This is a genomic window from Methanolobus bombayensis (assembly GCF_017873415.1).
Classification (GTDB): Archaea; Halobacteriota; Methanosarcinia; order Methanosarcinales; family Methanosarcinaceae; genus Methanolobus; species Methanolobus bombayensis.
Genome location: NZ_JAGGKD010000002.1, coordinates 243,196 through 257,203, shown reverse-complemented (window position 1 = coordinate 257,203; position 14,008 = coordinate 243,196). Strand labels below are relative to the sequence as shown.

Sequence of the window (14,008 nt, the reverse complement as noted above, 5' to 3'; positions counted from 1 at the left end):
TCTACTTATAATCACAGCCCAATCTTCTAGCAGGAATTTCAAATAGGTGGAGGAGTGTGCAAGAAATAATTAATTGTTTTATTAGCTTTAGCTATTCTTTTTTCAGGAACATCAGGGGTGGATACAAACAAAGTTGGATTTGCGGAAGCATATCAGTCTTAAGCCTGATGTAAAGGTGAAATTATGACAAAAACAACATGGAAAAAAATAACCAATTATACTGCTTACTTTTTAATATTTTGTGTATGTTTTTTGGCAGGCATAGGACTTACAGCAGCTGCACCATCGGCGTCAGTAGATCCGCAGACCAGTGAGTACGGTGCAAATGATACATTCCAGGTCAATGTACTTGTCGATTCCAATACATCTGACCTGCGTGCTGTAAGCCTGCAGTTGGATTACAATTCTTCTATTCTCATGGTGAAAAGTATAACCAATGAAAACTTGCTTGGAGCCGGAGCACTTGTTGAGCCGGAAAGTGGTGATGATGGTATAGGTACGATTACATATGGTATTGCATCTACCGCCGGGACATATGAATCTGTATCTGGTATAATGTTAACCATTGAGTTCACTGTATTAGCCGATGCAGCAGATGGCCCCTATGTCCTTGATCTGAACAATGTAGTACTCAAAGACAGCAATAATGTTGATTTACCTGGTACGATGAACGACGGTTTTGTCATCATAAACACGGAAACATCATCAGGATCGAACAATTCACCAACCGCTTCTATTTCGTTCATCTCTCCTGATCCTGCAGTTAAAGGTGCAGATATTATTTTCATTGGTTCAGGAACAGATTCAGATGGTGTGGTCACAGGTTATAACTGGAGTTCAAGCATTGATGGCTTATTGAGCATCTCTAATAACTTCTCCACATCATCTCTGTCTGCAGGAGAACATACGATCTATTTCAAGGTTCAGGATAACGATGATGTCTGGTCATCCGAGGTTACAGAGAAAATAATAGTCGATGATGGTGCTCCTTTTGTCAATATAAGTGTTGGATTTAATAGCAATATAAGCGTGAAAAATCCGGTAGCTATAATTCTCAGCAGCAGTGATATGTTCTCACTTGGAAGTGAGTTCTCGATTGTTAACAGTTCAGGATATACGGTTTTCACTGAGAACCTGACAGAATCTATAATTTCCGGTGAATATAACTTGACCTTGACATGGAATGCAAGCAAACAGTTTGGTGAACCAGTTTCTGACGGGACTTACACCGTGATCCTGACAAGTTTTGACGAATTCGACCATATAGCGTCAGAAGAAATAGGGGTTGTCGTAGATAACACCGCTCCTATTATTGATATTGATGACATCTTTGGTAATGGCACTCAGGGAAAATATGTATATAGTAACTTTGAACTTATGGTGAACACATCAGTATCCGGGGATGCTAACTTTGTGGAATACATCCTTGATCCTGCTTTTTCAAGTTACAACACTTGCATAAATGCAGAGTTTATCAACAATAAATGGACAGCTGTGTTCGACCTTTCATCACTTGATGAAGGAATATATAACCTTAATGTAACTGCATCCGATGCTGCATTGAATACTAATTCCACGATATCTGACATACTGGTGGTAGTCGATCACACATCTCCTGTATTTTCCTCAGTAACTTCTCAATATAATGATACACATAGGAATATCTCTATAAGTGTTTCCGAAAACATGACTGACAATCCTCTTGTTGAAGTGAACTCTGAACCGATCATAGTCCATCAGGATGGCAACAAATGGACAGGCTGTTTCCCACTGGGTACTGAGAATCTGTTCTATGTGAATGTAACAGGAACTGATCTTGCAGGTAATAGTGGTGAAAGCACTTCCATAATGTACTTCGACACTGTAAGCTATGAGGATGGAACTGGTCTATTCAACAGTAGTAAATTTGGTATGTTCATTATTTTTAATGGAACAAACGATACTACTGGTAGTATAATCGTAACAGAAAGTACTCAACCAATAGAAGATTTGACTGATGGTTCTATAGGTCTTTATTTCTTTGATGTCGATCTGGATGAGACTCTTGCAGAGAATATGTCAGGTGCATTGATTGCAATACCTACAGATTCAGTGGTTTTGCCTGATGGAATGACAGAAGAAGACGTTTCCATTCGTTACTACAATGAAACTACATACAAATGGGATAATTGTTCAACTTCAATAGATATTATTGACGGCAAAGAATGCTGGACAACCTATGTGTCTCATTTCTCGACTTATGGACTTACTGTGAGTGATACAGTAGATGATGAAATAGGCAATGTAGATCATAATTCTAAAGTCGATGTTAGCTCTTCATCAGGTGGTGGCGGCGGTGGAGGCACTACCGGTGAAAAGTATGAGAACATCCTTGTAAAGGATGTGCTAAGCATATTCATCAATAAGAACTCCCACATCAATTATAAGTTTACGAAAGAAGGTAATGCTATCACATCTGTCCAGTTCGATTCTCTGAAGAACTCCGGTAAGATATCAACAATTGTTGAAGTGCTGAAGGAAAGATCATCATTTGCAGATGTTGATGCTCCAGGAATTGTCTATCAGAAGGTAAACATCTGGGTTGGTAAATCCGGCTTCGTAAATCCGGATAATGTTGAGAATCTATTGATTACTTTCAAGGTTGAAAGGTCATGGCTTGAAGAGAACAACATTGAAGAAAGCACAGTGAACCTGTACAGATATTCGGATGTTTCGTGGAATCCACTTCCAACATCTGTTGTGGAGGAAGACGATGAATTCATTTACTTTGAGGCAAGTACGCCGGGATTCTCTCCTTTCGCAATTGGATCAGAAGAAGTAGAGAAAGCTGAGGTTTTAGATAGTGTCAAAGAGAACATTCTGAAGTCAGTTAATGATGCACGTTCAGAAGAAACTACAGCAGAAGAAACTACAGCAGAAGAAACTACAGCAGAAGAAACAGAATTCACAAATAGTTCTGCATCCATTTTAGGTATGCTGGGAGGATTTTTCTTACTGCTTGTATTTGTATTTGTTATGTATAATAAAAGGCAGAGTTAAAACTCCACTTTTATTTTTTATTTTTGCATTGTCCTCCCATGAACAGTTGGAATAAAAGTTTTCTATGCTATTACATTTTTCTTAATTTAATACAAAGGACTATTAAAAATTCCATTGTCCGTGCGTTCTTTGGATTTCAAGTGTCTCCTTTGAAAAAGAACAATGTCACCTTCAAATTCAGGTTCAGGATGGTCGCTATATTCTGTTATTGTCCTCTTAAGTTGCTTGAAATAATGTGAAGTTATTTTCCCTCAATATGAGACAAAAAGACAGTATTCACTATTCTTATATACTTTGAAGTTTCACATTTAATTGTTAGAAAATTATTAATGTAAATTGGTCTTCTGACAGGGAGATGATGTTTATGGATCTAAAATGGGGTGGGCATGTGAAGAATATCTTATTCATAATATTGATTTGTTCATTGCTGATCAGTGGGTGCACCGAGTCTGACAATGCCACAAAGGTAGAGCAAGGGGACTTTGTTTCTGTGAATTATACGGGAACTCTGGATGATGGAACCATATTTGACACTTCCATGGAGGAAGTTGCAAGAAGAGAAGGTATTTACAATTCTAACAGGAACTATGAACCTTTATCTTTTGTAGTCGGAGAGGGACAAGCAATGAAGGGTTTTGATGATGCGGTGATGGGTATGGAGGTAGATGATATCAAAACAGTGGTTATACCTCCGGAAAATGTATATGGTGCCTATTGTCCAGCACTTCTGATATCTGTACCTGTGGAAGAATTACACGCAGCTAATATCACTCCGGTCATTGGTCAGAAAGTGACCACTCAAAATCAGGTTGGTGTTGTAGTCAACATCACCGACAAAAATGTTACTATTGACTGTAATACCCGGCTGGCAGGTAAGGCTCTGACATTCACAATAGAAATGGTCTCAATAGAGAAAGCCTGATAATATGGATTTAGGTGGAAAGGGACAGAACATAACTCACATAATAAACTGTTTCCTTTAAGCTACTTTTTTGTTAATCCAGGTATTAAACTTCTCAGTAACCTTCTTAGCTCCTACGAAGTTTTCAAAGAGTGGTTATTATTTTCAACTCCAGAGGAGAAAGGTAATTTGAGATTAAGGATAGGATTACACTCAAGCGAATGAAGAATAGGATCTTAAGTGGAAGGAAATTCAATTTAAATACACAGAAGGAGGGGAAATCAGTCAAAGCTTATTGAGTCATGAATAAAATTAAAAACAGATGGAGGCTAAAAACCTCCAATCAATTAATTATTAATCCTTCCTGCGCCGGAAGAAGAATGCAAGACCAATTATTGCAGCTACTGAAAGCGCAATTGTTGGGAATTCAGGAATCTCCTCCCCGCCATCGCAGAAGCAAAATGTTACATGACTAATATCCTGAGTCGTAGGTGAAACAAGGTTGTTATCGCTGTATGCTGGATTATCACAACCATATGTATAAGTGTTGTTATTAGTTCCTGCCTTTACGTAAACTGCACATACCGGATTGGTTGAGCTCCAGTTAAAACTAACCATAGTTGCATCGTGAATAGTCACGCCGTTTTGTGTGTTGCCATCCAAAACACCTGACCATCCATCAAATTTTGTGTAAGATGCTCCCTCACAACCAGCATATGTACATTCATCATCTTCGGAGGCTGCTATAGCCAATGATATGCCCAACATTAATACAAGAATTGATACTAGTATTCTTTTCATTTAAACCCCCTATCCTATGCTACATTTTGAGTATTTCCACTATCAGATATACCCAATATACTTTTTCTTTTCCATGAAGATATTCTTTTCGAACAATTCTTACTTAAGATAAAATGGCGGATATTTAATTTAAGAAAGCAATTGATAAATAAACAATAATTTGTATTATTTTTAGTAGAAATAGTAAAAAAGTAAGGTCTACTAATGTATTTTGAAGATGTCATCTTGGTTTTTAGATGTTTTAATAAAAAAAACTATTCCAGTATCGGTATCTCATTACTTCTGATTAATCCTAAGGAATATTATTTCGCACATCGTATATATCATGAGCAAAAAACTATTATTTGTATTCTGAACTAAAGCAAACATTGTACCACCATCTTAATTAGTTTAGAATACTCTTATGCTGCAGGACACCGATAAAAGATCGGTGTCATTTTTTTATAATGATGCTCAAGTTTGTTTATTTTTTCATTATTACTATTATCCTGCACCACTGTTTTGAAATATATACCAAAAAATGGTAAAAGAAAATGGTGTGCTTTTGTGCACACACAACTTTCAACAGTTTTTAAAATCTCATTAAATACATGTGTGTATATTTTAAACTTCAATATAAATCTATGTTGAATTTATTTCTGAGTAAAATTTTGTATTCAGAATTTGTGAAATTCATCTCCATTTTTGATTAGTAATAATGTTTAGGATAAAAGCTTCAAAAATCATATTCCTTTGCAATCTAATAACTATTACATAAGTGCTTTTTCAAGCATTTAAATTGCATAATGGGAGGGGTTTTATGAAAACCAGAAACAAAATCTTGATTTGTTTTTTTATGATGTTACTCACAGTAAGCATGGAAACTGTAGAAGCTAATGGTCCCATACTTGCGCAAGGTATCGAAGAACAGATAACTGTGAACGTATCAGGTCAATATGATCCCGTGATTTACAAAGACATAATTGTCTGGCAAGACCTGCGAAATGGAAATCGCGATATCTACATGTACAATATCACTTCAGACACTGAATTCCAGATAACTGCAGACATATACTACCAGACAGCTCCTGCAATATACGAAGATAGAATTGTTTGGCACGATAACCGTACTGGAAATCGTGATATCTACATGTACAATATCACCTCTGGTGAGGAGTTGCCAATAACAACAAACAAATCCAATCAACTATATCCCTCAATCTATGGTGACTTGATAGTATGGACTGATTACCGTTATGATAATCTAGGTGATATCTACATGTACAATATCACTTCAAAAAGTGAATCTTCTGTAGCTGTATACGACCAATCTCAATGGTCTCCTGCAATCTATGAAGATTTCATCGTTTGGGGAGACGTCCGTACTCTTGATATCTACATGTATAATACCACTTCAGGTGTCGAAGACCAGGTAACTAAAAATGAATCCATTCAACAAACCCCGGCAATCTATGAAGATCTCATCGTTTGGGAAGATTATCGTAATGGTAACATTGATATTTACATGTATAATCTCACTTCAGGCAATGAATCCCAAATAACCATAAATGAATCCGCTCAGTTTGACCCTGCAATTTATGAGGATATCATTGTTTGGGAAGATTACCGTAATGGTAACATTGATATTTACATGTATAATCTCACTTCAGGGACTGAACACCAGATAACTACTAATAAAGATTCCCAAACAGATCCTTCTATCTATAAAAACAAGATTGTCTGGACGGATGGACGTAACGGAAACAAGGATATATATATGTTCACATTGGATAGTATTGAAAAAGATCCTGCAGAAGCGATTGACAATCTCAAAGAATATGTTAATTATCTGCACGATGTAGACTCTTCTACCCAAAAAGTCTTCAATGTAAAACTTAACAATGTAATCAATAAGCTTGATAAAGATGATTATGACAAGGCCGTCAAGAAACTTAAGGATTTCATTAAGTTCGTTAATGAAATGGTAGAGGAAGGCAGACTAGATACAGCCCAGGCTGACTTTTTAATCGATCAAGCTGAGAGAACCATTAATCTGATACAGAATTATGAGGGCTAACCTGCCCTTCTTAATTTTTTTGCCTGGCCTTTGATTTTTAATGTACTCCTGAACTTTATCTAAATTACTCAACAGAAACCGGAAGTTTTGACATCCGGAGAATCAGTAGTGAGTTTTATTATACGTCCATAAAATAATTCACAGTAATAGGACCGACAGTGGCTTATATCATTGAGTACATATAGAGAATTGGTCATAAGGGAGTAAGCTGTAAAATGAAGTACCGTTCTGGATGGAATAAAACCCTATCCCGTAACAAACTTCATTTATGCGTAACTTTGAATGAAGCAACATTCAGGACAGAATAAATCCTGATCCTGTAATAAACTTCATCAACGCATAGCTGAAAAATGAAGCGAAATTCAGGACGGAATGAAACCCGATCCCGTAACAAACTTCATTGCCTTGTGGCCACCTTACTAATTCTTTAATCGATCACAGAGTTTATTATCTCGCATTAATGCTGTTTTGGTAAATATTCATTCAGACTCTGATTTTAAACAATCATCAATCCAGCCTTTGATTTTCCTTTTTTGCAGGAAAGATATCATCTGCTTTGTGTTTAGTCTATTTGGTGCAATGATTAATTGTTCGTTTTTTGATTTAATGTAAAAACGCCTGTAAGCACCAATTGGTTTATCCATTGCACCAAAAAAGGCCACAACTCTTATTTCCAGAATATTTATTGGATAATCATCCGATTTTTTCAGTTTGTGTAAAAGAGAAGAGAACCGGCCAAGGCAAATGAAATCTCCTGGAGATAGAGTACTTTGCTGAATATTCTCTATGGGTGTCACCTGACCTGTTTGGATCTCAGTAGCAAATTGTTCGTAATCACTGACAATCATTTTATAGATATGATCATTTTCTCCATATCCCAGTACAAATATACATGGAACATTCAATATTTTCTCACTCATATTGATAAGCAAGCAACGCGAATTTCCACTGGAATCCGGGACTTGTTGAATAAGTATCCTCGGATGGTTCCGGTTTCGATAGTCCCGGTATAAAAGATGAGCATAGAACCCCCATATTCCTACAGTTATAATGCTCACAAGGGATGTAATAGTAGCAGTATTCTCACCTACTATAGACAGGAAATTATCCCAGATCATACATATTATTTTAAGATTTGTCATTATAAATGCTTGCTGGGATTCATTTCATGCAAAATATCAATGAAAATTAAAAATAAAATAAGGAAGAAATAAAAAATCAGATTAATCTGATTAATTCAGCCTGTCCGATAGGTGGAATACTTTTTGTTAATGTTGGTTCAAAAAACACTCTTAATTCCATTCCCTCTTTTAGATTTTCTGCGTCAAAAAGACCTCCATTGGGGTTCACTATTACGGTTTCATCAGATATGACAAATTTTATTCCTTTTGCGTACCCTGAACTGCTTATTTCCTCGCTTTCAAGCAAGAATGTTAGATGAGACTCTCCATCATCAAAAGAAGATATTGTTCCATTAACAATACTGAGTGGTTCAGATTCTTCATTGTTGTCTGCCGCTCCTTCCTCTTTTACAAATAACATGCTTTCACCACTATCTCCAATGCCGAGGATAAGCTGTTTATTGTCAATAGAGACAGTTGTAACATTACTTAAGAGAGACAGATATTGATCATCAAGAGAATCCTGGCCACAGTATGCAAGTGTTATTGGTCCTGGAACCAATGTCAGCGCATTCTCTTTCAGTGTGTAACTTCCACTACCCTGGTTGCAGTCAGCCTTAATGTAATAGGTGCCATCTTTTTCAAAAGAAATAGTGTAGCTTTCCGGATTTGGGATTGCAGATTGTCTGTCAGTTTCATCCTCAACAAGTTCCGACCATTGCCATTCAATGTCAGCGATATCATCAAGAGAAATGTTTTCAGATTCCACTGCTTCGCCATTAATATCTTCTGAATCATCCAAGGTTTCAGTACAACCGGAAACTAAGAGGATGGCTGTGACCAGGGTGCATATGAAAAGTAAAGACAGTATTTTTCGTATAATTTGCATATATTCATACTCCTTGAATTCCAATATAACAGGATATTATATAGGCACTTCCTAAACTTCAAACTGACTTGAAGTATTCTTTATCGCTGCAATCCAATAAGACAGATTAATTCCATATTTACAAATTTGCTTCAAGTTAAATGATAGAATTTCTGTGCTCCCAAAATAGACATGCATTTCTTAAGTTTTAGATAATTTCTTTCGTTTTAATGAACGTAAGATACTGAATATTAGTTGTTATTTTTGTAAAAAAAAGATTTATTCTGGTCTTATTAATCATTAAAGCATTCTAATCTATTTTTTAGGTTGTAATATGTTTCAAAACTTTTTTTTAAGACCAAAACCATTATATCTACTTTTAGTATCTATACAATAGATTCAGAATCTTCTGAATAGATTAAAAATAGGTGAAAATGAGTAAATGGAAATTAGCGCTGCTGTTAAAAAATCGATTCGTTATAGCGTAGTTCAGAACATCTTGAAACATTATCCCTGTCCTGATACATGTGGAGCACATTGCTGCTGTAACGGACAGATACACTTTTTTGAAGATGAAGTAAAAATTCTAACTGTCATAGACAGTGAAAAGGCCAAAAAGATTACAAATGAAGGTTTATGTGCAGGGCTGTACCAGATGAATGTACCCTGCTCTTTTCTAAATGCATCCGGCAGGTGTGGAGTGTACGAAAACAGACCTACAGTTTGTGGTATGTATCCGTTCAAGGTCAACACATCCGGGAACTCTGTTGGACTGCAGCCATGCCCTGTTGGATTTTTGATTATCCGGGATTTTGCTGAATTAATAGTTGGATCATTTTCAAAATCGAAAGCTTCTGATGAAGATAAAACCAGAATAAAAGAAGAATGGCAAAAAAGCGTAGCTTTATATGAAGCAGAACTTGTTGATTTCCATTCTAAATCTATTCTTAAAGAAATGCAGATACCTTTTGATGAGCTTGAAATTTTTTCAATGTTCCTGTCTTCAAAAAAAGCTAAGAACAGCTAGCATTTGATAGCTAGTCCTTTTTTTGAAAATCTATTTTTTTCAGACTTGATAAAGTCTTTATTTCTTATTCTCAGGAATTAATCCAACGCCAATAAATCCTGCCAAAAAGAGAACAGCTTCTCCTATATAATTTGATAGTATTTGATCATAACCAAAACCCAATAGATTCGAAATTATAATATTACTTCCAAATATTTCTTCAATTATTAAATTTGAGTTTATTGTCTGAGCCACAACAAAACACAAACCCAGATAAATACCTCTGCCTTTGGCTGTTCCCCACCTATCTTTAGCAATCAAGTGATCAACAATAGCTGCCGGATAACCAACAGTGAAACCAATAATCAGACTTGGGAGAAAACCAAACCAAAAATAACTCTCATAATTTGCAGGTAGTAGATCAGCTATTAATCTACTGGATAGCTCTCCACCTATCAGAAAAAACAGCCCTGCAAATACATTTCGTGCACTAAGTATACCCATAATACCAACCTCCACAATGACGTTAATTTGTTAGTACTTCAAATTTTTGTTTTTAAATCTTTTTTTGGAAGTTAAAATCAGAACTAATTCTTTACCTGGATATATGCCTGATAAGATCATTTCGAAATATTAAAATAGAAATCAATCCAGCATATTATTATGTACAAAAAAAGAAGGCTTAGTGATTTGCCTTTTTTTGAAACTGTTCAGGAGATACTTTCCCATTATTCACGTCCATCCACATGTCCTGCTATCTGCTGTAAAATGACAGACATTAATCTTGATGAAAAAGATCTGGAAATATTGGGACGGGCATCAAAGTATAAAGCAGATCAGATCAAATACTGCAATTATGATGGAGAATATCAATACAAAATACCTCCTCCTTGTCCTTTTCTGGAAACAGATAAATGCAGTGTATATGACTGGAGACCAACTATGTGCCGCATGTTCCCCTTTAATGTCTGCAACAAACCAGATCTATTACTTTTGTTTCCATGTGATATGGGAACCTGCATATTCGAAGATTATATTGAATATTCTGATAAAGTACTAAGAAAACCTCCTCCTTCTGAAACAATAGAGAGCTTCAAGCAATCGCATGATTCATTTCTCATGAAACTCAGTGAAGGTTTACCAATTCCCATGTTGGCTTTTAAAATTGACAGTCTGTTACCATTTAAAGAATATCTCCGGTTAAGACTGGAGTAAAAATCAGCTAATAAAATGTTCTTTATGTAGGCCAAATTAAAAAAGTAAGGAAACCAACAATATGATTTCCTATATGTTGTAAACAATTATAAGATTTAAGCGACTTCGCCAAATGCGAATTTGCTCATTACTTTATTGATTTTTATGTTTACTTCATCACCAATTTCTGTCTCAGGGACAAAGATCACAAAACCGCTTACTCTTGCGATTCCGTCGCCTTCTCTTGCAATATCTTCAATTGTTACATCATAGTTTTCTCCAGCTTCTACTGGAGCAGTTGAATTCATGTTATCAAACAAATATTTCACGTCCTAATTGATTAGCTTAAAAAGAGATACAACCATTGGTTGAAAATACGAAAAAACAGTAACACAGTAAAGTTATACTATCCAAACTTATAATCTATCAAATTAGTCTCAAACTCTAAAAGCACTTCTTCAATGGCAGGTATAGTATATATAACTGCTCCTGTAAAAATAAAATTAAATTATTTTAGAATTAATATTTTTAAGATTGAAATCGATTTGTAAGATAACTATATGTACTATAACATCAGTAACTGCCTTCCTAGTATATTGCATCAGAAAGATAGTTTGAAGCAGAAACCCAAGGAGGCTTATCATGCAAAAACCAGAAACACACATATTCGTTTGTGCAAGCACAAGACTGAACGGAATAGTAAAGGGAGCTTGCCAGAACAAGAAATCACATAACCTTGTAGCAACGATTTCCGAAGAAGTAATGGACAGAGACCTTGAAGGTGAAGTAATGGTCACTGCTACCGGATGTGTTGGTCTTTGCGAGAAAGGACCGGTAGTAATGATATATCCTCAGCAGATATGGTATGGCGAAGTCACTGAAGATGATGTCGATGACATACTTGATGCGGTCGAGGAAGGCGGAGTCGTCGACAGGTTGATCATATCATAAGAATCAATGAATTTTTAAAGCGAGTTATTCAATTAAATTGAAAAACTCACTTTTTATTTGGTTACTTAATTATCACATTACTCTTGTTCACTCGGGAATATTAGGTATTTCTGTAATTTCACCGCGGTGATTCCTCAGCACATATTTTTCCTCATCCTTATCCATTATATAGTAATCCGGCATGAGAGGGATTTTTCCCACATTGGTCGCTATCACATACATCGGTTGTGCCAGACCCGTTGTATGGCCTCTGAGACCATCTCTTATCACTTCAGCTCCTTTTTCAACAGGAGTTCTGAAATGGTCAATACCAGGTGCAGGCTCACAATAGAAAATATAATATGGCCTGATCCTGGCGTTCAGCAACTTTTGATGCAACTCACGCATGACCAGGGCATCATCATTGACACCTTTCAAAAGGACAGCCTGATTTCCTACATTAACACCGGCCGATACAAGGTCATAGACCGCACGTTTTGTTTTTTCTGTGATCTCCTTAGGATGATTACATTGGGTATTGAGCCAGATAGGTACATCATGATAGCCACCAAGAATTCTCTTCAGGTTATCAGTTATCCTGTGAGGCAAAACAATAGGCAAGCGTGAACCAATTCGGATCATTTCCACATGAGGTATAGACCGAAGGCTCTCGATTATATATTCTATTTTTTCATCAGGCAGTAATAGGGGATCTCCTCCGGTTATCAAAACATCACGGATCTCAGGATGTTCACGAATCCATTCTATGCCTTCATCAACATTAAAATCCAGTTCCAGATTGCCATCAACCACTAGTTCTTTCCTGAAACAGTGCCTGCAGTAAATACCACACTTCTTAAAAACAGTGAAGGCAACCCTGTCTTTGTATTGCCTTGCTATACTATCAGGACGAACTTCATCAGTTTCCCTGTTCTCTTTCCAGAGAAGATAATCCTGCATTCCGTAGTTATTATGTTCTTCTTCAAGAGAAGGAACAACCTGCCTTCTAATTGGACATTCAGGGTCATCTTTGTCCATAAGAGAAGCGAAATAAGGAGTTGTACCCCAAATAGTATCAAGCTTTTTTATAGCTTGTTTCTCAGGTTCAGTTATGTTTATTATTTCTTCGAGCTTTTCAAGAGTATTTATTTGGTTTTTTATTTGATCTTTCCATTCATCATTCATTATATTGAATGCTCCTTCTCTAAATAGATGGCTCATCAATTATAGTATTTGTGAATCATATTAATATTATTGTCACTGTGTGGAAAGTTATTATTTATTTCGATAAAATCAAGCACGTGAAAAGATTTCTCTGCTATTTATCCTGCGTTAGTACCTGAATAAAAGAACATATTCACCACTGTAATGGTAAAGTTATTTAGACTAGTTGTTACGATAAATTATACATAAAGTGATAAATATGGCTGACCAGGTTGAATCAAATGAATCTCAGGATGTAAGCGACATAAAGCCCGAAGAAGCGAATGCTGAAATCCTGAACTGGGACTTCAATGAAGTACCTAAGTATCTTGTTTATTCCAGAAGAATGGAAATGGACAACCCTCAATATATTCTTGAAAACCTGAACCTTACAGGGATTGTTCATAGCCACTCAGGCTGGAGATGGACTAAAAGGATGTTATTCAATGGATTTGAATATCAGATTGATATCTTTGAAAATTGTAAATTTGTTAAAGAAGGACAGGATATTTCTGTAATATGGAATGACGATGAACCAAATAGCAAGAAATACAGAGTTGAAATGAAACCTATCAGAATAACAAAAGGAATTATTGATTCTCTTTTTTCAGTGGATATTCAGCATTATAAGTATAGCTTCTTTAATAAATACGATAATTATATCTTTAATTATAAAAATGAAATAATAAACAATATCAATGAACTTTCCAGGGTTATTAATGTGGAATGCAAGTCGCATGCAGCAAATTCCTGTAACTACATAAGAATCAATGACTTAAAACAAATAGAAGAGTTTGTTGCTAATCTGATTAAAATAAAAGAGAACGCAAAGGAAATATAAGTACATCAACAAATATAATAGACGTAGTCTTCAAAAAATAGAACCACG

The 14,008-nt window shown here is 35.8% G+C and carries 13 protein-coding genes; 7 read left to right on the top strand and 6 right to left on the bottom strand.

Translation table 11 applies throughout. The features are described from left to right. The first annotated feature begins 183 nt into the window (after positions 1–183). A complete protein-coding gene (locus J2746_RS03475; RefSeq protein ID WP_209616311.1) occupies positions 184–3,039 on the top strand; it encodes a PGF-pre-PGF domain-containing protein in 2,856 nt (951 codons plus the stop codon). Positions 3,040–3,403: 364 nt separating this feature from the next. After that, positions 3,404–3,961, top strand: a complete 558-nt coding sequence (locus J2746_RS03470) for an FKBP-type peptidyl-prolyl cis-trans isomerase (protein ID WP_209616307.1) — start codon at positions 3,404–3,406, stop codon at positions 3,959–3,961. 333 nt (positions 3,962–4,294) lie between these two features. Here the strand turns inward: J2746_RS03470 and J2746_RS03465 are convergent, their stop codons facing one another. Next, a complete protein-coding gene (locus J2746_RS03465; protein WP_209616303.1) occupies positions 4,295–4,741 on the bottom strand; it encodes a PEF-CTERM sorting domain-containing protein in 447 nt (148 codons plus the stop codon). An 835-nt stretch (positions 4,742–5,576) separates the two neighbouring features. On the opposite strand from J2746_RS03465, the gene J2746_RS03460 reads away from it, so the two are divergent. Beyond that, positions 5,577–6,797: a TolB family protein gene (locus tag J2746_RS03460; RefSeq protein WP_209616300.1), complete on the top strand. Its 1,221-nt coding sequence runs from the start codon at positions 5,577–5,579 to the stop codon at positions 6,795–6,797. Between the two features lie 479 nt (positions 6,798–7,276). Here the strand turns inward: J2746_RS03460 and J2746_RS03455 are convergent, their stop codons facing one another. After that, positions 7,277–7,915 carry a hypothetical protein gene (locus tag J2746_RS03455; RefSeq protein ID WP_209616298.1) on the bottom strand — a complete coding sequence of 213 codons (639 nt, stop codon included), beginning with the start codon at positions 7,913–7,915 and terminating at the stop codon, positions 7,277–7,279. 100 nt (positions 7,916–8,015) lie between these two features. Next, a complete protein-coding gene (locus tag J2746_RS03450) occupies positions 8,016–8,807 on the bottom strand; it encodes an META domain-containing protein (RefSeq protein WP_209616295.1) in 792 nt (263 codons plus the stop codon). A gap of 421 nt (positions 8,808–9,228) precedes the next feature. Between J2746_RS03450 and J2746_RS03445 the strand changes: the two genes are divergently transcribed. Beyond that, positions 9,229–9,813, top strand: a complete 585-nt coding sequence (locus J2746_RS03445) for a YkgJ family cysteine cluster protein (protein WP_209616292.1) — start codon at positions 9,229–9,231, stop codon at positions 9,811–9,813. Between the two features lie 57 nt (positions 9,814–9,870). Here the strand turns inward: J2746_RS03445 and J2746_RS03440 are convergent, their stop codons facing one another. Continuing rightward, positions 9,871–10,296: a hypothetical protein gene (locus J2746_RS03440; protein ID WP_209616289.1), complete on the bottom strand. Its 426-nt coding sequence runs from the start codon at positions 10,294–10,296 to the stop codon at positions 9,871–9,873. 159 nt (positions 10,297–10,455) lie between these two features. Here J2746_RS03440 and J2746_RS03435 point away from each other — a divergent pair, with 159 nt between their 5' ends. Beyond that, positions 10,456–11,007, top strand: coding sequence for a YkgJ family cysteine cluster protein (locus J2746_RS03435; protein WP_209616286.1), 552 nt, complete (start codon positions 10,456–10,458; stop codon positions 11,005–11,007). A gap of 95 nt (positions 11,008–11,102) precedes the next feature. Here J2746_RS03435 and J2746_RS03430 read toward each other — a convergent pair whose 3' ends face one another. Further along, entirely contained in the window at positions 11,103–11,294 is a 192-nt protein-coding gene (locus tag J2746_RS03430) for a TRAM domain-containing RNA chaperone (protein WP_209616283.1), read from the bottom strand. Between the two features lie 334 nt (positions 11,295–11,628). Here J2746_RS03430 and J2746_RS03425 point away from each other — a divergent pair, with 334 nt between their 5' ends. After that, positions 11,629–11,937 carry a (2Fe-2S) ferredoxin domain-containing protein gene (locus J2746_RS03425; protein ID WP_209616279.1) on the top strand — a complete coding sequence of 103 codons (309 nt, stop codon included), beginning with the start codon at positions 11,629–11,631 and terminating at the stop codon, positions 11,935–11,937. An 87-nt stretch (positions 11,938–12,024) separates the two neighbouring features. Here the strand turns inward: J2746_RS03425 and J2746_RS03420 are convergent, their stop codons facing one another. After that, positions 12,025–13,101: a KamA family radical SAM protein gene (locus J2746_RS03420; RefSeq protein WP_209616276.1), complete on the bottom strand. Its 1,077-nt coding sequence runs from the start codon at positions 13,099–13,101 to the stop codon at positions 12,025–12,027. A 238-nt stretch (positions 13,102–13,339) separates the two neighbouring features. Here J2746_RS03420 and J2746_RS03415 point away from each other — a divergent pair, with 238 nt between their 5' ends. Next, a complete protein-coding gene (locus tag J2746_RS03415) occupies positions 13,340–13,960 on the top strand; it encodes a hypothetical protein (protein ID WP_209616273.1) in 621 nt (206 codons plus the stop codon). Positions 13,961–14,008 lie beyond the last annotated feature (48 nt).

What these genes read in the sequence shown, in the direction of transcription:
- J2746_RS03435 (WP_209616286.1), top strand. Translation starts at nt 10,456, where the DNA reads ATGTACAAAAAAAGAAGGCTTAGTGATTTGCCTTTTTTTGAAACTGTT.
- J2746_RS03475 (WP_209616311.1), top strand. Translation starts at nt 184, where the DNA reads ATGACAAAAACAACATGGAAAAAAATAACCAATTATACTGCTTACTTT.
- J2746_RS03445 (WP_209616292.1), top strand. Translation starts at nt 9,229, where the DNA reads ATGGAAATTAGCGCTGCTGTTAAAAAATCGATTCGTTATAGCGTAGTT.
- J2746_RS03460 (WP_209616300.1), top strand. Translation starts at nt 5,577, where the DNA reads ATGATGTTACTCACAGTAAGCATGGAAACTGTAGAAGCTAATGGTCCC.
- J2746_RS03420 (WP_209616276.1), bottom strand. Translation starts at nt 13,101, where the DNA reads ATGAATGATGAATGGAAAGATCAAATAAAAAACCAAATAAATACTCTT.
- J2746_RS03430 (WP_209616283.1), bottom strand. Translation starts at nt 11,294, where the DNA reads ATGAATTCAACTGCTCCAGTAGAAGCTGGAGAAAACTATGATGTAACA.
- J2746_RS03415 (WP_209616273.1), top strand. Translation starts at nt 13,340, where the DNA reads ATGGCTGACCAGGTTGAATCAAATGAATCTCAGGATGTAAGCGACATA.
- J2746_RS03470 (WP_209616307.1), top strand. Translation starts at nt 3,404, where the DNA reads ATGGATCTAAAATGGGGTGGGCATGTGAAGAATATCTTATTCATAATA.
- J2746_RS03450 (WP_209616295.1), bottom strand. Translation starts at nt 8,807, where the DNA reads ATGCAAATTATACGAAAAATACTGTCTTTACTTTTCATATGCACCCTG.
- J2746_RS03455 (WP_209616298.1), bottom strand. Translation starts at nt 7,915, where the DNA reads ATGATCTGGGATAATTTCCTGTCTATAGTAGGTGAGAATACTGCTACT.
- J2746_RS03425 (WP_209616279.1), top strand. Translation starts at nt 11,629, where the DNA reads ATGCAAAAACCAGAAACACACATATTCGTTTGTGCAAGCACAAGACTG.
- J2746_RS03440 (WP_209616289.1), bottom strand. Translation starts at nt 10,296, where the DNA reads ATGGGTATACTTAGTGCACGAAATGTATTTGCAGGGCTGTTTTTTCTG.
- J2746_RS03465 (WP_209616303.1), bottom strand. Translation starts at nt 4,741, where the DNA reads ATGAAAAGAATACTAGTATCAATTCTTGTATTAATGTTGGGCATATCA.